The organism is Mariprofundus erugo (assembly GCF_005818865.1).
Classification (GTDB): Bacteria; Pseudomonadota; Zetaproteobacteria; order Mariprofundales; family Mariprofundaceae; genus Mariprofundus; species Mariprofundus erugo.
In genome coordinates this window covers 113,345-131,973 of the sequence record NZ_VBRY01000009.1, presented here as the reverse complement: position 1 = coordinate 131,973, position 18,629 = coordinate 113,345, and the positions used below count along the sequence as shown (strand labels likewise).

Genomic DNA, 18,629 nt, shown 5'->3' with positions numbered 1-18,629 from the left:
GCTTGATTGCCATGGCTGTGCCGCCGGGGGGAGCCACTTACGCCGGCTGGCGCGAATGGTCGCTGCCGCTGCTTCTGGCGCTGCTGCTGCACGCGGCACTGCTATGGTTGTTGCCTGAGCTCTGCCGGCAGCCGACGCTGGCCATTGCCACGCGGGTTATGGAGGTCTCGCTGACCCGTGTGTCACCACCGGCTCCGAAACCGTCAATGCCGGAGCAAGTGAGGCGGGTTGAACCGATTTCCGGGACTCTCCCCGAACCGGAGCAGAAGGCGGAGCCCCGGCCCAGGCAGGAGCCGCTGCCAGTCAGGCAGTCGGTACAGGAGCTGGTCAAACCCGAACATGCCAGCAGGCCGGAGCCGGCTCCTGTCAGCCATCCGGTTGCGATGGAGCATTCGCTGCCGCCGCTGCCGGAAGCGCTGACGGCAGATGCTGCCCGAGCCGGGGTTGCAGAGGTGCCGGCGACGGGCGACAGCGAGCCGGTGTTTGCGGCCGATGATCTTGATAATCCGCCTCCGGTATATCCCCGGATCGCCAGGCGCAGGGGGCTGGAGGGGCGGGTGCTGCTCAATGTCGAGGTGCTGGCTTCGGGGCGTTGCGGGCGTATTGCCATTGAAAACAGCAGCGGTCACGAGGTGCTCGACAAGGCGGCGCTCAATGCCGTGAAACAGTGGCACTTCAGGCCGGCCTCCCGGGCCGGCATGGCCGTGGATTGCTGGTGCCATATACCGGTTCGTTTCCGGCTGGGTGACAGCGCCGCGCGCCGCTGAACAGGTCCCGAAGGAGTCCGGGATAGAGAGGGGGCTGATGCGGGTCTGGCAGTCCCCTTATGCCGACAGTTACTTTTCGATCAGCAACAGGTGTTTGTTATCGTCGGTCGGCTCGTTGGAGAGCACCTTGAATCCCTGCTCCTCGCATGAGCGCGGAACATTCTCCAGTGGCTCGCCCGGATTAAGCAGGACCTCCAGGTGTTCACCCTTCTCCATGCGGGCAAGCTTCAGCTTCACCTTTACAAAGGTCATCGGACAGGTTTCGCGGGTAATATCAAGGAAGTGTTTCATAATATTGTATCCTTTTCGGGCCTATAGGTGCCGTAGTGTATGGTTAAAAAAGTTTATCGCAGAGTAAAAGAAGCCTGTGCATATGGATTCCTGCAACGACGGAGGTCAATGTGATCCGGCACCTCACCCCTTGCGCTTCACATTTATTTTCCGTCTTTACTCTGCGATCCTTTCAGATAAAAAAGTTTTTTAGTCGGGTCAGATGAAGATGATGTGAGCGTCTTCGGAGTCGTTCAGGAAGGTGGCGACACCCACCACATCCTCAACCTCTTCGATCATGTCGCTCTGCTCGACCTCGAGAATGCGCATGGCCATTTCGCATGCAACGATACGGACGCCGAGCGCATGGGCCGCCTCAACCAGCTCGGGCAAGGTGGCGACATTGTGCTTTTTCATCATCATGGTCATCAGTTTCGGGCTGGCACCGAAAAAGTTGAGGCGTGAGAGCGGGAGGTTATTCAACCCACCCATCAGAAAGTTGAATGCCTTTGCCATAAAGCTGTTGCCGGTAGCAGCCCGCCCCTTGTTTTTCTTCAGCGCATTCAGGCCCCAGAAGGTGAAAAACAGCGTCACCTCGCGGTTGGTAGCCGCAGCTCCTGAAGCGATGGTGAAGGCCGCGACCATTTTATCGAAGTCACCTGAAAAACAGACGATGGAAATCTTCTTCTTGTTGGCGGGCAGATTCATGGCGATACCTCCGTGACGGTGATGCGAAAGCTGGTCATTTTTATATCAAAGGGCAAATGGATGATGTGATGGCAACAGGTGAGCTCCTGTCGCCGATCACAGAATGCTATGACTGCATGACCACCGGAATGTCGATGCGCCGGTTATTGAGTATGCTGATTTTTCTGGCCACTTCACCGGCCAGCTGGCAATAGGCAGCGGCCTGCGCGGAGTCGGGGTGGGCTGCCACGATAGGGGTGCCTGCGTCGGAGAGTTCGCGGATGCGGATATCGAGCGGGATCTGGGCCAGCACAGAGGTCTGGTACTCTTCGCCCAGCCGGGCCGCACCGCCTTCAGAGAAGATATGGCTGGCCTCTCCACAGTGCGGACAGATGAACTGGCTCATGTTTTCGACCATACCCAGTGTCGGCACATGCACCTGACGGAACATTTCCATCCCCTTGCGGCAATCAATCAGGGCAATGTCCTGCGGCGTGGTGACCATGATCGCGCCGGTGACAGGGACCTTCTGGGTCAGCGTCAGCTGGGCATCACCTGTGCCCGGTGGCATATCCACAAAGAGGTAGTCGAGCTCGCCCCAGGCGACATCACCCAGCAGCTGCCCCAAGGCACCGGCGACCATCGGGCCGCGCCAGATCATCGCCTTGTTCTCCTCCACGAGGTAGCCGATCGACATGGTTTTGACGCCGAAGTTCTCCAGCGGGTAGATGATTTTTCCATCGACATCAATTTCGGGACGGAAGCGGCTTAAGCCCATCATGCGCGGCACAGACGGGCCGTAGATATCGGCATCCAGCAGGCCGACACGGGCACCGGTCTGGGCCATGGCGACAGCAAGGTTGACGGCGGTGGTTGATTTGCCCACGCCCCCCTTGCCGGATGCGACAGCGATAATATTGGCAATGCCGGGAATGGCCTGGCGTGCGCTGGCACCGGCGGCAACTCTGGCGGTCATGTTGACGCTGACGCGGGTAATACCGGGAAGGCGGCCGACAACCTCTTCCGCCTGGCGGCGGAACTCCTCCTTGACCGGGCAGGCAGGTGTGGTCAGTTCGATGGTGAATGCAGCATGGCTGCCATCAATGCGCAGCTCCTTTACGAATCCGAGCGTGACAATATCCTTGCCGAAATCCGGATCGATGATCTGTGATAATGCAGTCAGTACTTCCGCTTCAGTCGCCATATCTACCTCCATGCGAGAGGCAGTATCGTTATAATCCCTAGTAAAACTGTCAAGTTTAACTGCAGTGCAATCAGAGTAGGCCCCGCTTCACCTGATCTGTTGGCATGAATCCTGCTGCCCGAATGTTCGGCCGGGCCGTATGGGCAGCCGCATATCCACAGTGGGGGGGGGTGATATGAATTTTCAGAAGGTAGTGTTCGCGTTTTTTATCCTGCTGGCGTTGACATTGAACTTCGGCTTTGTGCTGGGCGCCATTGATGCTCCCGATCATCATAATATCTATGAACTTTTTGCCGCGATTGTGGTGAATCTGATCGCTACGGTGATGAAGTTCGGTGAGCGCTCCCATATTGGCAATGTACTGCTGGCCTCCAGTCTGGTGGCGGACTTGCAGCTGCTGGTGTCCGCCTGTATCTGGGGCTGGGTGGCGCATATCTCCGCTGATGGTGTAACCCCGGGGGCCATGGCCAGCATCGTATCACTGGCAGCCGGTGCATTTATCGCCAATATCGTTTCCGTGATTTTGCTGATGGTGGAAACGGCCACGTTCAGACGCTGATCCATGCGCAGCAAACCTGTAACTGGCGGCAATGGCGATCGCTCCACAGATGCGGTGATTGTGTATGTCATGCGGCGTATGCGGGCGCCGCTGATTACCCTCATTGTGGTGCTTTCCGTCTCGCTGCTGGGGCTGGTGCTGATTCCGGGGCAGGAGCCTGATGGTACCCCCTGGCATATGAGCTTTTTTGAAGCCTTCTATTTTGTCAGCTATACGGCGACAACGATCGGTTTTGGCGAGTTACCCTATCCGTTTAATGCCGCCCAGCGGCTCTGGGTCACCTTTATGATCTATCCGACGGTGATTGCCTGGCTGTATGCCTTCGGTGCCATTCTCAGTCTGATACAGGATCCGGTCTTCCGCCATGCCCTGCTGGAGAGCGCCTACAGTCGTCATGTCCGGCGCATTAAAACACCGTTTCATCTGGTCTGTGGTTATGGTGATACCGGCCAGATTCTTGTGCGCACCCTGTCGCAGGAAAATCAGCAGATGGTGGTGATTGATATCGATCAGGGGGCGATTGACGAGCTGCGTATTGAGGAGCTCAAGCTGTTTGTACCGGGGCTCAGCGCCGATGCGGCGAAGTCGGCACATCTGATCAAGGCGGGCATTACCCATCCGTACTGCCATACGGTTGTGGCGATTACCGATGATGATCGTGCCAATCTCAAGATTGCCATCAGCAGCAAGCTGCTCAACCCGAAGGTGCAGGTGATCTGTCGTGCTGAATCCAAAGGGATTGAGGATAATATGGCCTCCTTCGGTACCGACCGGATTATCAATCCGTTTAACTCCTTTGCCGATACACTGGAGGTGTTTCTTTTTTCAGCCGAGAAATTCCGTCTGCGCAAGCGTTTGTTCGACTGCTATACCAACCCCAAACTGCCCCAGCAGGTGGCGCAGGGACACTGGATTATCTGCGGCTTCGGGCGACTGGGGCAGGCCGTATACCAGCGTCTGGCCAGTCATGGTCTTCCGACAGTGGTCATTGAGGCCAACCGGCCGGTGGAGAGCTTGCCCGAAGCGCATGTGATCGGGCGGGGGACAGAGGCGGTTACGCTGATGGAGGCGGATATTCTGCATGCAGCCGGTATTGTCGCAGCGACCGATGATGATGCCGATAACCTTTCCATCATTATGACGGCCAGGGAGCTGCACCCGCGCCTCTATCTGGTTGGCCGCCAGAATGTGCGGGCCAACGATGCGCTTTTCGATGCGGCGGCGATTCATATGCGTATGCAGATCAACCGGATTGTCGCCAATCATGCCACCTCGTTTATTGCGACACCGCTCTTTCATCTGTTTATGGCGCAGGTACAGGCACGTCCCGAGCCTTATGTCGCCGGGATCAACACGCGTCTGAATAATGTCATGGGCGAAGCGGCAGGTGACCTGTGGCAGTTGAATCTTACGGTGGATGATGCACCGGCTATTTGCCGGGCTATTGCAAATGGGCAGACGATGATGATCCGCCATTTGATCATGGATCCGTGGAGCTGTGTGGTGACGCGCCCGGCGGTACCGCTTGCCCTGCAGCGACATGGTACGGATGAGGTGGTGCTGATGCCCGAGCTGACCACGCAGCTGGCGGCGGGAGACAGTATTCTGCTGTTTGGCAGGGATCACAAGGTGTGCCTGAACAGCCGTTTTTCAATCGAGGCGGTTGAGTTCATGCTGCAAAATGAGCGGGCGGCGATGGCCTGACCGGCCGGTGAATGATAAAAGTGGCATGTATCTTGTATCACTTCTCTGTGCTGTTGCGGCAAAGCTGCTTTGACAGAAGGAGATGGCAGGCCTATGGATAGGGATATTTTACGATCAGCCGCCGAAATCACCCGTAACCGGGATATGGACTCGCTTGAGTGTAGTCTGGTTGCGACCATTGCCGAACTCCTTTCTGCTTCTGCGGTTTCGATTTTCAAATTGCTACAGGAACATGCCAAAGACGGTTTTGAAGAGATGGTCAGTCTGGTGATCAACGAGGATGCGGAGGGAAACCGACACTTCGTATGGGATATGCTGTCAAATTGCCTCGTGGTTGAGCGTCATGTGGCCGAGTGTATGGAGCATGCCCGCCCTGTTTCCTATCAGGTGAGTGATGCCTGTTATCGTTTGCTGATTCCGATTCATAATGATCGCCACCTGTTGGGAGTGATCCGGATTGACAGTGCCAGACGGCTCGATGCGCATCAGTCGTCGATAGAGGGGTTGATCCGGATTTATGAGAATTATCTGGCCATTCTCAATGAAAGTGAGCGGGACAAACTGACCGGCCTGCTGAACCGCCGTACCTTTGAAAAGAAGCTTGAGCGCCTGCTGCGATCGCAGACAAATCATCAGGGGATGTACGAATCAGGGGAGCGGGGCGATGAGCGCCGGCATGGCGGTGCTGATAGCACTGCCTGGCTGGCGATGATCGATATCGACCACTTTAAACGGATCAACGATAACTTTGGCCACCTGTTCGGGGATGAGGTGTTGCTGCGATTGTCGCAGTTGATGCGCAAAAGCTTCCGGGCCACGGATCTGTTGTTCCGCTTCGGTGGCGAGGAGTTTGTGGTTGTACTGGAGCCTATTGCCGCCGAGTTCGCCTGGCTGGTGCTGGAACGGTTTCGTAATACGGTTGCGGCCTTTGAATTTCCCCAGCTGGGGCATATTACGGTCAGTATCGGCTATGAAAAAATATCACTCAGGGACTTTCCCGAGGCCGTACTCGAGTCGGCCGATCAGGCGCTCTATTATGCCAAGGAATCGGGGCGCAATCGTACCTGCAACTATGCACAGTTAATCGCTGACGGAATTCTGACAAAACAGGCGGTCAACAGTGATGTCGATCTGTTTTAGGGCGATGGACTGCTCTCCCGGTTGCTGCGCACGCGCTGAATAAATACAGCGCCATCCCGCTATCCGCTGTGCTATGATCCATCCACCCGGGTGGATGTTTCCTCCTGACGGGAGAGACACATGACAGGTGAGCGCAGCGTCGCTGCCGTTTTATGGCACGGACAGGATGTGGAGGCAGTATTTACGCTGCTGGATGCATCGGCTGACGGCTTGTCGGAGCAGGCAGCACAACAGCGACTGCAGCACTATGGAGCCAATCATCTGAAGCCTGCAAAGCGGCGCAGTGCCGTGGTCCGTCTGCTCGCCCAGTTTCACAATGTACTTATCCATGTTCTGCTGGTAGCGGCTCTGGTGACGGCTTTTTTAGGGCACTGGCTGGATTGCAGCGTCATCGCGGGTGTGGTGTTGATCAATGCATGGATCGGTTTTATTCAGGAGGGCAAGGCGGAGAAGGCGCTGGATGCGATCCGGCAGCTGCTCTCCGGGCAGGCGATGGTCAGGCGCAATGGCCGGTTGATCAGTGTGCCGGCCGGGCAACTGGTTCCAGGTGATGTGGTGCAACTGCAATCCGGCGACAAGGTGCCGGCTGATATGCGGATGTTCCGGGTGCGGGAGCTGCACATCGATGAGGCGATGTTGACCGGTGAGTCGGTGCCGGTGGAAAAAACGGTCGCTGCGGTGGCTGAACATGCTGTGATCGGCGATCGCAGCTGTATGGCCTATTCGGGGACACTGGTCAGCTGTGGTCAGGGGATGGGGGTGGTGGTCGCTACCGGTGATCGCACCGAGATCGGCTGTATCAGCGGCATGCTGGGCGAGGTGGAGCAACTGGCTACGCCGCTGCTCAGACAGATGGATCTTTTTGCCGCTCGCCTGACGCTGGCGATTACGGCGATTGCCGTGGCGACCTTTGCCTATGGGATCGGATTCCACGGCTATGCGGCCAGTGACATGTTTCTTGCCGGTGTCGGTCTGGCCGTGGCCGGTATTCCGGAAGGGCTACCGGCGATCATGACCATTACGCTGGCGATCGGTGTGCAGTGTATGGCCGCCAAACATGCGATTATACGCAGGCTGCCGGCGGTGGAGACGCTCGGCTCGGTTTCCGTGATCTGTTCGGATAAAACCGGCACCCTGACCCGCAATGAAATGACGGTGCAGTCGATTGCCACGGCGGCCGGTATTTGCGATGTCAGTGGCAGCGGTTATGCGCCGCATGGCTCGTTTATGCTTAAGGGTGAGGAGGTGACGGTTGAAAGCTTGCCGCTGTTACGCGAATTGGCTCAGGCGGCACTGCTGTGTAATGATGCCGTACTGGATGAGGTGAATGGCGAGTGGTGCATTCAGGGCGATCCGACGGAAGCCGCCCTGGTGACCATGGCGCGCAAGGCCGGGCTTGAGCATGATTATACAGCAGCCCAGTTTCCACGTATTGATGTCATTCCATTTGAATCACAGCACCGGTTTATGGCCACATTGCATCATGATCATGCCGGCCATCGCTTTGTTTATCTGAAAGGGGCACCCGAGCGGGTGCTGGATATGTGTGCCCTGCAGCGTGTGGGAGGGGAGGATCAGCTGCTTGACAGGGACTTCTGGGATGCATCCCTGGCCACCATGGCGCGCGATGGCCAGCGCCTGCTTGCCATGGCGTTTGTGCAGGTCCGGCCCGATCAGGTAAGTCTGACGTTTCGCGATGTTGAATGCGGCCTGACACTGTTGGGTGTGGCGGGGATGATTGATCCGCCACGCGATGAGGCGATTCGGGCGGTGCGGAGCTGTCAGCAGGCGGGGATCCGGGTGAAAATGATTACCGGCGACCATGCGGTCACGGCTTGTGCGATCGGTGCGCGCATGGGCATTGGTGATGGTATGACCGCGATCACCGGCTCCGCCCTGGACGACATGGATGCGGAGCAGTTGCGCGATGCGGTATTGCGATCGGATGTGTTTGCCAGGGTATCGCCGGAGCAGAAGTTGCAACTGGTCAGTGCCTTGCAGGCGACGGGGGCCGTTGTCTGTATGACCGGTGACGGCGTCAATGATGCGCCGGCACTGAAGCGGGCTGATGTCGGGGTGGCCATGGGGCTGAAGGGGACCGAGGTGGCCAGGGAATCGGCCGAAATGGTGCTGGCCGATGATAACTTCGCCTCGATTGCGCATGCGGTTGAGGAGGGGCGGACGGTTTATGATAATCTGAAAAAGTCGATTCTGTTTATCCTGCCGACCAACGGCGGGGAGGCGCTGACCCTTATTGCGGCCATCGTGATGGGGCGCATGTTGCCGATCACGCCGGTGCAGATTCTCTGGGTGAATATGATTACAGCTGTGACGCTGGCACTGGCACTGGCCTTTGAACCGGCTGAGCGCGGTGTTATGCAGCGTCCGCCGCGCGATCCGCTTGAGCCACTGTTGTCCGGATTTCTGGTCTGGCGCATTCTGTTTGTTTCACTGATTCTGGTGGCCGGTACCTTCGGTCTGTTTGTCTGGGAGCGGGGGCATGGTGCCCCGATCGAGCTGGCGCGAACGGTGGCGGTGAATACCCTGGTGATGTTTGAGATTTTTTATCTGTTCAGTGCCCGTTATCTGCTGGCTTCGTCACTGACCCGGGAGGGTATAACCGGCAATCGCTATGCGCTTTATGCTGTTGCCATCCTGCTGCTGTTCCAGTTTGCCTTTACCTATTTGCCGCCGATGCAGGCGCTGTTCGATACTGCCGCGATGGATGCATCGGCCTGGTTGCGGGTGCTGGTGGTGGCCTCATCGGTGTTTGTGCTGGTGGAGCTGGAGAAGCTTGCCTTGCGCCGCTTTTCCCGGCCGGTGATACGCCGTTGAGACAGGGGCGGGCAGTGATCATGAATTTGCAGTGCTTGCGTTTTGTGAAGAGAGGCACATAATGGCGCCACAAATTTTAATCCGGCTTTATCAAGAGCGGTGGAGGGTGCAGGCCCTGTGAAACCGCGGCAACCGGCCAGAGACCTCGTTTCTGGAATATGGTGCCAATGCCTGCCTGAGAGGGAAACCTTGAGGGAGCGATAAAAGCGGGTTGTTCGTTTGATGCCTTTGTGTGCATTGCTCTGACCAGCCTTCGCTTATATCGCGGAGGCTTTTTTATTTCCTGCTGTGGAAGCCGCCCATGGAGATAAATAGATGAACATTGTTCGCGCCCTGAAGTGCCGTGAGTGTGGCCAGGAATACGAGATTCAGCCCACCCATGTCTGTGAGTTCTGTTTTGGTCCTCTGGAAGTGGTCTATGACTATGAAAAGCTGGAAGGCTTCTTTACCCGTGAGTTGATCGAGTCACGTCCGCAGACGATGTGGCGCTATAAAGAGCTGTTGCCGATCAACGGTGAGCCGACTGTGGGTGTCCAGAATGGTTTTACGCCACTGGTGCGGGCGAAAAATCTTGAGAAAGCGCTGGGTGTTTCCGAGCTTTACATCAAGAATGACTCTGTCTGCTACCCAACCCTTTCATTCAAGGATCGTGTGGTTTCTGTTGCCCTCTCCAAGGCTGTCGAGTTCGGTTTCAAAACGGTGGCCTGTGCCTCGACCGGTAATCTGGCCGGTTCTGTTGCAGCCAATGCAGCGGCAGCAGGGCTTGAGTCCTATGTGTTTATTCCGCATGACCTGGAACAGGGCAAGGTATTGGGTGCAGGCATTTTCGGTACCAAAATTATCGGCATTACCGGTGAGTATGATGATGTGAACCGTCTGTGCTCGGAAGTGGCCGGAAAATACGGCTGGGCATTTGTCAACGTCAATGTGCGTCCATTTTACGCGGAAGGCTCCAAGTCTCTCGGTTATGAAATGATGGAGCAGCTGGGCTGGAAAGCGCCGAAGCATGTGGTGGTGCCGATGGCATCCGGTTCTCTGTGCACCAAGGTGGCCAAATCGATCAATGAATTTATCAAGCTTGGTCTGGTCGAGGATAACGGCACGGCAATTTATGGCGCGCAGGCCACCGGTTGCTCACCGATTGCAAAATCGGTGAAAGAGGGCTCGGATCTGATTCACCCTGTGCGTGCGAAGACCATTGCCAAGTCACTGGCGATTGGTAATCCCGCCGATGGCTATTATGCCAATCGCGTGATTCGTGAGACCGGCGGCTGGGCTGAGGATGTGTCGGATGAAGAGGTCGTGGCAGCGATGCGTCTGCTGGCTGAAACCGAAGGTATCTTCGCTGAAACAGCCGGTGGTGTGACGCTGGGTTGTGCCAGGAAGATGATTGAATCCGGCAAGCTGCCGCGCGATGAGTCTATTGTGCTCTGCATTACCGGTAACGGCCTGAAGACGCAGGAGGCGGTGGTGGATGCCATCGACAAGCCACGTATTATCTCCGCAAGCCTGAAAGAGTTCGATATCCTGGCCGAGGCGGATGGTGTGAAGTAACGGCTGTCCCCGGACGGCTGTATGGATTGAAATTTAACTGATAAACACAGGAGTGATAAATGAGTGTAACTGTTCGTATTCCTACCCCGTTGCGCAAGCTGACCGCTGGTGCGGATGAGGTTGCGGTTGAGGCGACAAATATTGGTGAACTGATTGAAAACATTGAAGCAGCTCACCCTGGCCTGAAGGCACGTCTTTGTGATGATGCCGGCGAGATCCGTCGCTTTGTCAATGTTTACGTCAATGATGAAGATGTCCGTTTTCTTCAGGGACGTGCAACCGCGCTGAAAAGTGGTGACGAGGTTTCTATCGTTCCTGCCATTGCCGGTGGCTGCTGACAGCCATGTTCCAGTCGGCCCCGGTTGTCGCCAGCCGGGGCTGCTGAATCAAATGAGTGAGGTGTGAAGATGAAGTTACGCGTATATCTGACGTTTAATCAGCAGAATGTGACAGAACCTGTGATCTGGAAGCTGGGTCGTGCATTTGATGTGATCACCAATATCCGTACGGCCGAGGTGCGTGAGAACATGGGGCTGGTTGGCCTCGAACTTGAGGGTAAGAGCGAGGATATCGAGGCTGCTGTGCAGTGGCTGGGTGAGCAGGGTGTCCATGTTGAACCGATCGAGCAGAACGTCATCGAAGGGTAATGGTATGCGCCGCACAATCATGGTGCGGTATCGATATGTGTCCCGTGGCAGGTAAGGCGTTGCTGATTTATTGCCCTCCTGGCAAAAATCAGCGATCCCATAAAGGAGTGCGATATGGCAATATACAATAATGCGGCGGAAACCATTGGTGATACCCCGCTGATCAGACTCAACCGGATCGGGGCTGAGCTTGGGGCGGAGATTGTTGTAAAGTGCGAGTTTTACAACCCGCTTAACTCTGTAAAGGATCGTATCGGCCGGGCCATGATTGAGGCCGCCGAGGCGGATGGTCGCCTGCAAGAGGGTGGCGTTATTGTTGAGCCTACCTCGGGCAATACCGGTATTGCGCTGGCATTTGTGGCCCGTGCCAAGGGCTATCGCTGTATCCTGACCATGCCCGAGTCGATGAGTCTTGAGCGCCGCAAGCTGTTGAAGCTGCTTGGAGCCGAGCTTGTGCTGACACCTGCCGAACTGGGTATGAAGGGCGCTATTGCCAAAGCCGGCGAGATTGCCGCCTCTACCGAGGGGGCGTTTATGCCGCAGCAGTTTGAGAACCCTGCCAATCCGGCGATTCATCGCAAAACCACAGCAGAAGAGATCTGGCGTGATACCGATGGCCGTGTGGATGCCATCGTCGCCGGCGTGGGTACCGGCGGCACCATCAGCGGTACGGCCGAAGTGCTGAAAGAGCGGAATCCGGATCTTAAGGCGTTTGCGGTGGAGCCGGCTGCATCACCGGTGATTTCAGGTGGTGCTCCCGGTCCGCACAAGATTCAGGGGATCGGTGCCGGTTTTATTCCGAAGAATCTGAATGTTGCCATTCTCGATGGTGTTGAGCAGGTCACCAATGAGGAAGCGATTGAGATGGCCCGCCGCCTTTCCAGTGAAGAGGGTATCCCGGGCGGTATCTCTTCCGGCGCAGCTGTGACAGCCGCGCTGAAGGTGGCTGCCCGTCCCGAGATGAAGGGTAAACGCATTGTGGTGATTCTGCCTTCCATGGCGGAACGCTATATGTCGACTGATTTGTTTAAGGGTATCGAAATTTAACGCTGGTATAACGAGAACAAGAGGCTGATTGACTGGCACCTGCCATCATCAGCAAGCAACGGCAGAAGCGTGGTTTTGCCGTTGCCACAGAGTCTATGGAAGCACCGGTCACATCCGTGCTTTCTGTAACCACAGGGAATGCAGAGGAAACAGGTCTTATGATTGATTTTACGGAAGAACAGATCGAGCGCTATTCGCGCCATATTATTTTGCCGGAAGTCGGTGCCGAAGGGCAGTCGAAGTTGCTGGAATCAAAGGTGTTCATGATCGGTGCCGGTGGCCTGGGCTCGCCTGTCGCCTACTATCTGGCCGCGGCCGGAGTCGGTACGATCGGTATTGCCGATGCCGATGTGGTGGATATGTCCAACCTGCAGCGCCAGATTATCCATAATCAGGATCGTGTCGGTATGCCGAAGGTGGAGAGTGCCCGTGAGACGATGCAGGCACTGAATCCTGATGTGAATGTCAAAACCTATAACTACTTCATCACTGAAGAGAACGTGCGTGAAATTATTCGCGAGTACGATCTGATCATCGATGGATGTGACAATTTCCCGACCCGTTTTCTGGTCAACGACGCCTGCTACTTTGAGAAAAAGCCACTGATCTCCGGTGCCATGTTCCGCTTTGAGGGACAGGTTGCCACGTTCAAGCCACATCAGGAGAAGGGCGCGCCATGCTATCGCTGTCTCTATCCGGAACCGCCACCGGCAGGGCTGGTCCCCTCCTGTTCCGAGGCAGGTATTCTCGGTGCGCTGGCCGGTGCCGTCGGCACGATTCAGGCCGTTGAAGCGGTGAAAGAGCTGCTTGGTATCGGCACTTCTCTGGCCGGCCGTCTGATGGTGTTTGATGCATTGCGGATGGAGTGGAAGAAGCTCAAGCTGCACAAGGATCCTGCATGCCCGCTGTGTGGCGAGAATCCGACGATTACGGATCTTGTGACCTACGAGCAGGCTTGCCAGCTGAAGTTCGGCGAGTAATCACGGGGCCGAACCGGTCAGGTCACCGGTTTGGCCTTTTGAATGAGTATGTTGTCCATGCCTGCAAAGGGGCGAGTGCCGTTTCAGCTCAGGCAGCCTGGCCGGGACAATGTGTATGATGCCGTTATTTGAATGATGGTGCACTTGGGTGGTAAGTAATCAGGCCATTGCCTGCCCCCTTTTAATCCTCTGTGGTGAGTGGAGATGACAGAATGACAGAATTTGATTTTGCACATACATCCGATGTCGATGAGTTTGATGCCGGATACAAGGCGTTTCGCGAAGGACGTATGTCCGAAGAGCGTTTTACCCCCTTCCGCCTGCAAATGGGCGTGTACGGCCAGCGCCAGGAGGGTGTGCAGATGGTTCGTGTCAAGCTGCCTGGCGGCAACCTGACACCGGCTCAGCTGGATGTGATCGGTGATTGCGTGGCTGATTATGCCGGCCGCTTGCCGACCGATGGTACGCTCAGCGAGGCACCTGAAAAGTTCGCACATGTCACCACCCGTCAGGATATTCAGGCCAACTTTGTTTCACTGGATGATGTGCCTGCATTTTTGCGCCGGCTGGATGCTGCCGGATTAACGACACGGGAGGCTTGCGGCAACACGGTGCGCAATGTGACCACCTGTTTCCTTGCCGGTCGCTGCCCCTCCGAGCATGCTGATGTGACCGTGCATGCACGCCGTTTTGCCGAGTACTTTCTGCGTCATCCGCTTGCTCAGCAGTTTCCGCGCAAATTCAAGGTCACCTTCTCCGGTTGTGCAACCGATTGCGGCCTTTCGGGCATGCATGATATCGGTTTTATCGCAACGCATCAGGATGGACGCCCCGGTTTCCAGGTTTGGGCTGCAGGTGGTCTCTCCTCACAGCCAATGGGTGCACTGCTGCTGGAAGAGTTCATTGAGGAATCCGAAATGCTGGTGGTGGGTGAGGCGCTGATGCGCATTCACTTTAAATTCTCCGATCGCAAACGTCGTGCCCGTGCCCGTATGAAGTATGTGGCCCAGAAACTCGGCGCTGAAGGTTTTGTTGAAGAGTATAAAAAGCAGCGGGCAGTGATTGAAAAAACACATGCCTCGGATGCCGGCTATGCCGATGCTGGCTGGCGTACCCCGACAGCCGCCATGCCGTTTGATGCATCCGGTGTTGTGGCCCAGCACAATGGCAAGTCGGCCATTCTGTTGAACCTGTTTCGCGGTGATCTGACACCGGCACAGTGCCATGCGGTGGCTGATGCCGCCCGGGCGGCGGGCACCGATGAGTTGAAGGTTACGACGGAACAGGGTGTGGTGATTGCCGATGTGGATGCCGACAAGGTGGAGGCAGCACAGGCGATTCTGGCGGCGGCGGGACTCACCAGTGCATATGCGCGTGGTATTGCCGACGTTGTGGCATGCCCGGGAACCGAAACCTGCCGACTTGGCATTACCTCCAGTCGCGGACTTGCTGCTGCCTTGCAGCCACTGATGGCCGATCTGAAAAAGGACAGCACGCTGGCAGGTATTACCGTCAAGGCATCCGGCTGCCAGCATTCATGCGGTCGCCACCACATCGCCGACCTGGGCTTCCACGGTATGGCCAAAAAAGTGGCCGGTCAGGCCGTGCCGCACTACCAGCTGCATGTGGGGGGCTCCGGTGTTGCCGGTTCGCCACTTGCGTTTGCCACCGATCCGGTACCTGCTCGCCATGCACCCGAAGCCGGTATTGCCGTGCTGAATGCCTATAAGGAAGGGCGTCAGGCAGAAGAGTCTGTACATGACTGGGCTTCCCGTATCGGTCAGGCCGGTATTTCAGCGATTCTGGCGCCGTTTGCCGCCGATGCAGGGGAGATTGAAGGGCTCATCTACGACTGGAGCGAAAATGAGGCGTTCAACACCAAGGGCAACAAGAAAGGTGAGTGTGCCGGTGCTGTATTGTCGATGTCGGATGCACTGATCTCCGAGGCCGAGTATGAGCTGATGATCGCCCGTGCCCATCTGGATGCCATGTTCTGGGGCGAGGCGGCTACAGCATTGCGTCGCTCTTCGATCTCGACAGCACGCGCCTTCCTGGTGGCTTATGGTGAAGCGCCGGAAGAGGATGGACAGGTATTCGGTTTGCTCATGGGTCATGCCATCGGTGATGCCGAGGTCATTGCAGGTTTTAATGCAGTGCAGTCGGCACTGATGAATATTGATCTGGGCGATCCGGGGCCGGGTGTCACAGCACTTAAGGGCGTACAGTCCGACTGGCTGGCACTGGCCGAGCGCCGTTTCGCAGCGGTACCTGCTGCTGATGAAGCCGTTGCCGAAACTGCCGCGGTGCAGCCTGCTGCCGAGCCGCAGCAGAGTGATGAGGCCATCGTTCAGCTCGATCTTTCCGGCGTTGCCTGCCCGATGAACTTTGTGAAGACCAAGATCAAACTCTCCGGTATGCCGATTGGTGCGCAGCTGGAGGTGATTCTGGATGATGGTGCACCGATTGAAAATGTGCCGCTGTCGTTGCAGGAGCAGGGCCAGTCTGTACTCGTCAAGGAGCGCATGGCAGGCGGACAGTGGCGGATTGTTGTTGAGAAATCTTCCAAGATCTGATGCACTCAACAGATCTTCATCCCTTTGCCAACCCCGGCCGGACCAAGCTTTCGCTGGTCAGCCGGGGACTGGCACTACCGGAAGGTCTGCCTGAGGCATCGCGCTGGATTGCGCCGGCCAATGCCACAGAGTCTGTGGTCGATATCCGTTTGCCATCGGGGCATCTCTGTACGGTGCCGGTTGGCCAGCCCTATACCGAGCGCAGTACCTATAAGCTGCTCTCCGATGATGACGGTTTTTATCTTGAATGTGCCGGTGAAGTCGAGCGGGTCAGGCTTGTAGAGACCCCCGCGTTTTACCGTAAAAAGACCCGCAATGGTGCCCGTATGGGCAATATTTCATCGTTGCACGATCGCCTGCTGATGTTGTACCCGACCATGGGATGCGGCTTTTTTGCCATTCCCGGAGCGGCATGTCAGTACTGCCAGTATGACTCCATGCTTAATGAGAGTGAGCCGCCGATGCGTGACCCGCTTGAGCTGGTGGAGGTGGTCCGTGCCGCGCTTGCCGAGCGTGAGATTGATACGGTTTACCTGTATAACGGCTATTCACCGGGAGCGGATGCCGGTTTGTCCCGGCTGTTACCTGTGGTGGCTCTGTTACGCAGGCACCTACCCTATCAGCAGATCGCTCTGGAGACGGTGGCGCCTCAGGATTTAAGCGTGATCGATGAGCTCTATGATGCGGGCCTCGATATTTTTGTCTGCAACCTCGAGGTCGCTGATGAGATGCGATTTGCCGAGGTCTGTGCCGGCAAACATACGCATGGCGGGCAGGCACGTATCTGGGAGGCGCTGCACTATGCCCGCTCGGTGTTTCGTGCAGGTGCCGTCGTGAGCCATCTGATCGTCGGTCTTGAGTCGCTGGAGTCGACCCGGGCCGGGATGAAACAGTTGATCGAGGCCGGGGTGGTACCCTTGCTGGTTCCATTTCGTCCGCTGCCAGGTACGCCGCTTGGTGATCAGCCATTGCCCACGCTTGATGATGTCGAACAGGCGCTGTTGATTCAATCGGATCTGGTGATCTCCTCCTCTTTGCCTACCCACCGCTTGCGGGATATGGGACGGGTACTGACGCCGATGGAGAGTCGTGTACTGGATGGTGTCGAGCCGTCGCTGCAGCAACGATTTGTGATCTCGATGGCGGGAAGAAAGCTGGAAGGCTGGTTTGACAGCCTGCGCCGCCATGTATTGCATAACAGTAAAATGCAGGCAGAGGCCGGACGCAAAGAGAGACCCCTGCCTGCCTCTGCATTGCTGTTTCGCCAGACCGTTCCGTTTCTGCTGCTTGCTGTGATTGGGGCAGGGGCATACAGCCTGTTGCAATGGTCGCCTCCGGCCGCGCTTTCCGAGGCTGGCTGGCATGCACTGGTCGTATTCATGTTATGTCTTGTGCTGTGGGTCAGTCAGCTGTTACCGCTTTCGGTGACCTCGTTGCTGGGTATGGCATTGTTGCCTCTGGTCGGGGCACTGCCATCGGCGGATGTGTATGCGCTGTTCGGCAATAAGGCGGTATTTTTTATTCTCGGTGCCTTCATCCTGGCAGCAGGGATTATGAAGTCGGGGCTCTCCGAACATCTTGCCCTGGCGGTGTTTGAGCGTTGTGGGCAAAGCCCGCGAAAGCTGCTGTTAAGCATGTTGCTGTTGCCTGCGCTGATGTCCTGCTTTATGCCCGAGCATGCCGTGGCTGCGGTGCTGTTACCGATTGTCTGGAGTATTGTTCACGGGCTGGGGCTTAAGCCCGGCAACCGCTATGCCATGGCCATCTTTCTTGCCATGGCATGGGGAGCTGTGATTGGTGGCGTCATGACGCTGCTGGGTGGTGCGCGCGGCCCGTTGGCGATGGCCATTGTGGAAGAGATGACGGGGCGTGGATTTTCGTTTACGGACTGGACGGTTGCTGCAGCTCCGATTGTGATCGGTGTATTGCTTGCCGCAGCCATGTTGTTGCTGCGCTTTGCCCCCCATCATGAGGTGGATTTGCAGGGGGCCCTGCTGAGAATCGAGGAGCGGCAGCTCCAGCTTGGTCGCATGGATATGCAGGCGAAGGCGATGGCGGCCCTGATGCTGGCGACAGTCGGTGGCTGGATCTTTATGTCGGAGGGGGTGGGGCTTGCCACCATTGCCCTGATCTCGGTGGTGGCCATGTTTGCACTGCGTATCGTTGGCTGGAAGGAGATTCAGTCCCATATCGACTGGGGTATTGTGCTGATGTACGGCGGTGCGATTGCGATTGCCAAGTCACTGGAGAAAACCGGTGCCGCAGAGTGGGTGGCCACGGCATTCTGGCCTGACGGCCTGACCGGTATCGCCATGCTGGCACTGGTGGGCCTGTTTACCATGCTGTTAACCGAGGCAATCAGTAATTCGGCAGCCGTGGCGATCATGTTGCCGATTTCTCTGCCGCTGGGCGTCATGTCCGGTATGGATCCGACAACGGTTGCCCTGACGGTGGGGATTATGTCCGGCTTTGCCTTTATGCTGCCGATGGGGACACCGGCGAATGCGATGGCCTTTGCAACAGGGTATGTTGACCTGTTGAGAATGATCCGGCTGGGCAGTATGCTGGCTTTGACGGCGCTTACCCTGTTTGTTCTGGGGCTGGGTTTCTGGTGGCCTCTCATCGGACGGGGAGTATAACAAGTTGAATAACGATCAAGACA

The 18,629-nt window shown here is 56.8% G+C and carries 15 protein-coding genes and 1 riboswitch; of the genes, 12 read left to right on the top strand and 3 right to left on the bottom strand.

All coding sequences use genetic code 11. The features are described 5' to 3' along the window. The first annotated feature begins 11 nt into the window (after positions 1-11). Positions 12-767, top strand: a complete 756-nt coding sequence (locus FEF65_RS10360; protein ID WP_161595228.1) for an energy transducer TonB — start codon at positions 12-14, stop codon at positions 765-767. 69 nt (positions 768-836) lie between these two features. Here the strand turns inward: FEF65_RS10360 and FEF65_RS10355 are convergent, their stop codons facing one another. The 3 genes from FEF65_RS10355 to apbC all read right to left on the bottom strand — a co-directional run bounded on the left by FEF65_RS10355 (position 837) and on the right by apbC (position 2,928). Continuing rightward, on the bottom strand, positions 837-1,058 hold the full coding sequence (locus FEF65_RS10355; protein ID WP_138239733.1) for a sulfurtransferase TusA family protein: 222 nt from the start codon (positions 1,056-1,058) through the stop codon (positions 837-839). A 198-nt stretch (positions 1,059-1,256) separates the two neighbouring features. Continuing rightward, positions 1,257-1,745, bottom strand: coding sequence for a DsrE/DsrF/DrsH-like family protein (locus tag FEF65_RS10350; RefSeq protein WP_138239732.1), 489 nt, complete (start codon positions 1,743-1,745; stop codon positions 1,257-1,259). A 106-nt stretch (positions 1,746-1,851) separates the two neighbouring features. Beyond that, positions 1,852-2,928, bottom strand: coding sequence for an iron-sulfur cluster carrier protein ApbC (gene apbC, locus FEF65_RS10345; protein WP_138239731.1), 1,077 nt, complete (start codon positions 2,926-2,928; stop codon positions 1,852-1,854). 175 nt (positions 2,929-3,103) lie between these two features. Here apbC and FEF65_RS10340 point away from each other — a divergent pair, with 175 nt between their 5' ends. From FEF65_RS10340 to FEF65_RS10290, 11 genes are all read left to right on the top strand, one after another. Further along, positions 3,104-3,487 (top strand): DUF6394 family protein, encoded by a 384-nt coding sequence (locus FEF65_RS10340; protein WP_138239730.1) that lies wholly within the window; start codon positions 3,104-3,106, stop codon positions 3,485-3,487. A gap of 3 nt (positions 3,488-3,490) precedes the next feature. Continuing rightward, positions 3,491-5,191, top strand: a complete 1,701-nt coding sequence (locus FEF65_RS10335) for a potassium channel family protein (RefSeq protein ID WP_138239729.1) — start codon at positions 3,491-3,493, stop codon at positions 5,189-5,191. Between the two features lie 93 nt (positions 5,192-5,284). Continuing rightward, complete coding sequence (locus FEF65_RS10330) at positions 5,285-6,331, top strand: GGDEF domain-containing protein (protein WP_138239728.1); 1,047 nt, start codon at positions 5,285-5,287, stop codon at positions 6,329-6,331. 120 nt (positions 6,332-6,451) lie between these two features. After that, complete coding sequence (locus FEF65_RS10325) at positions 6,452-9,166, top strand: cation-transporting P-type ATPase (RefSeq protein ID WP_138239727.1); 2,715 nt, start codon at positions 6,452-6,454, stop codon at positions 9,164-9,166. Positions 9,167-9,250: 84 nt separating this feature from the next. Continuing rightward, positions 9,251-9,373: riboswitch (SAM riboswitch) on the top strand. Positions 9,374-9,481: 108 nt separating this feature from the next. After that, the gene (gene thrC / locus FEF65_RS10320) at positions 9,482-10,720 is read left to right on the top strand and encodes a threonine synthase (protein WP_138239726.1); all 1,239 of its coding nucleotides are present in this window, start codon (positions 9,482-9,484) and stop codon (positions 10,718-10,720) included. Positions 10,721-10,779: 59 nt separating this feature from the next. Further along, positions 10,780-11,058 (top strand): MoaD/ThiS family protein, encoded by a 279-nt coding sequence (locus tag FEF65_RS10315; protein WP_138239725.1) that lies wholly within the window; start codon positions 10,780-10,782, stop codon positions 11,056-11,058. Positions 11,059-11,127: 69 nt separating this feature from the next. Then, positions 11,128-11,367, top strand: a complete 240-nt coding sequence (locus tag FEF65_RS10310) for an NIL domain-containing protein (RefSeq protein ID WP_138239724.1) — start codon at positions 11,128-11,130, stop codon at positions 11,365-11,367. Positions 11,368-11,481: 114 nt separating this feature from the next. Further along, positions 11,482-12,414, top strand: coding sequence for a cysteine synthase A (cysK, locus tag FEF65_RS10305; RefSeq protein WP_138239723.1), 933 nt, complete (start codon positions 11,482-11,484; stop codon positions 12,412-12,414). Between the two features lie 158 nt (positions 12,415-12,572). Further along, positions 12,573-13,394, top strand: a complete 822-nt coding sequence (gene moeB / locus FEF65_RS10300; protein ID WP_138239722.1) for a molybdopterin-synthase adenylyltransferase MoeB — start codon at positions 12,573-12,575, stop codon at positions 13,392-13,394. A 212-nt stretch (positions 13,395-13,606) separates the two neighbouring features. After that, a complete protein-coding gene (locus tag FEF65_RS10295; protein ID WP_138239721.1) occupies positions 13,607-15,967 on the top strand; it encodes a sulfurtransferase TusA family protein in 2,361 nt (786 codons plus the stop codon). Next, on the top strand, positions 15,967-18,606 hold the full coding sequence (locus FEF65_RS10290) for a DASS family sodium-coupled anion symporter (RefSeq protein ID WP_138239720.1): 2,640 nt from the start codon (positions 15,967-15,969) through the stop codon (positions 18,604-18,606). The genes FEF65_RS10295 and FEF65_RS10290 overlap by 1 nt, the downstream gene beginning before the upstream one ends. Positions 18,607-18,629: the final 23 nt, after the last annotated feature.

Excerpts from the sequence above, each read along its gene's own strand:
- FEF65_RS10355 (WP_138239733.1), bottom strand. The coding sequence starts at position 1,058 with ATGAAACACTTCCTTGATATTACCCGCGAAACCTGTCCGATGACCTTT.
- FEF65_RS10295 (WP_138239721.1), top strand. The coding sequence starts at position 13,607 with ATGACAGAATTTGATTTTGCACATACATCCGATGTCGATGAGTTTGAT.
- FEF65_RS10325 (WP_138239727.1), top strand. The coding sequence starts at position 6,452 with ATGACAGGTGAGCGCAGCGTCGCTGCCGTTTTATGGCACGGACAGGAT.
- apbC (WP_138239731.1), bottom strand. The coding sequence starts at position 2,928 with ATGGCGACTGAAGCGGAAGTACTGACTGCATTATCACAGATCATCGAT.
- FEF65_RS10330 (WP_138239728.1), top strand. The coding sequence starts at position 5,285 with ATGGATAGGGATATTTTACGATCAGCCGCCGAAATCACCCGTAACCGG.
- FEF65_RS10335 (WP_138239729.1), top strand. The coding sequence starts at position 3,491 with ATGCGCAGCAAACCTGTAACTGGCGGCAATGGCGATCGCTCCACAGAT.
- moeB (WP_138239722.1), top strand. The coding sequence starts at position 12,573 with ATGATTGATTTTACGGAAGAACAGATCGAGCGCTATTCGCGCCATATT.
- FEF65_RS10360 (WP_161595228.1), top strand. The coding sequence starts at position 12 with ATGGCTGTGCCGCCGGGGGGAGCCACTTACGCCGGCTGGCGCGAATGG.
- FEF65_RS10340 (WP_138239730.1), top strand. The coding sequence starts at position 3,104 with ATGAATTTTCAGAAGGTAGTGTTCGCGTTTTTTATCCTGCTGGCGTTG.
- FEF65_RS10290 (WP_138239720.1), top strand. The coding sequence starts at position 15,967 with ATGCACTCAACAGATCTTCATCCCTTTGCCAACCCCGGCCGGACCAAG.
- cysK (WP_138239723.1), top strand. The coding sequence starts at position 11,482 with ATGGCAATATACAATAATGCGGCGGAAACCATTGGTGATACCCCGCTG.
- FEF65_RS10310 (WP_138239724.1), top strand. The coding sequence starts at position 11,128 with ATGAAGTTACGCGTATATCTGACGTTTAATCAGCAGAATGTGACAGAA.
- FEF65_RS10315 (WP_138239725.1), top strand. The coding sequence starts at position 10,780 with ATGAGTGTAACTGTTCGTATTCCTACCCCGTTGCGCAAGCTGACCGCT.
- FEF65_RS10350 (WP_138239732.1), bottom strand. The coding sequence starts at position 1,745 with ATGAATCTGCCCGCCAACAAGAAGAAGATTTCCATCGTCTGTTTTTCA.
- thrC (WP_138239726.1), top strand. The coding sequence starts at position 9,482 with ATGAACATTGTTCGCGCCCTGAAGTGCCGTGAGTGTGGCCAGGAATAC.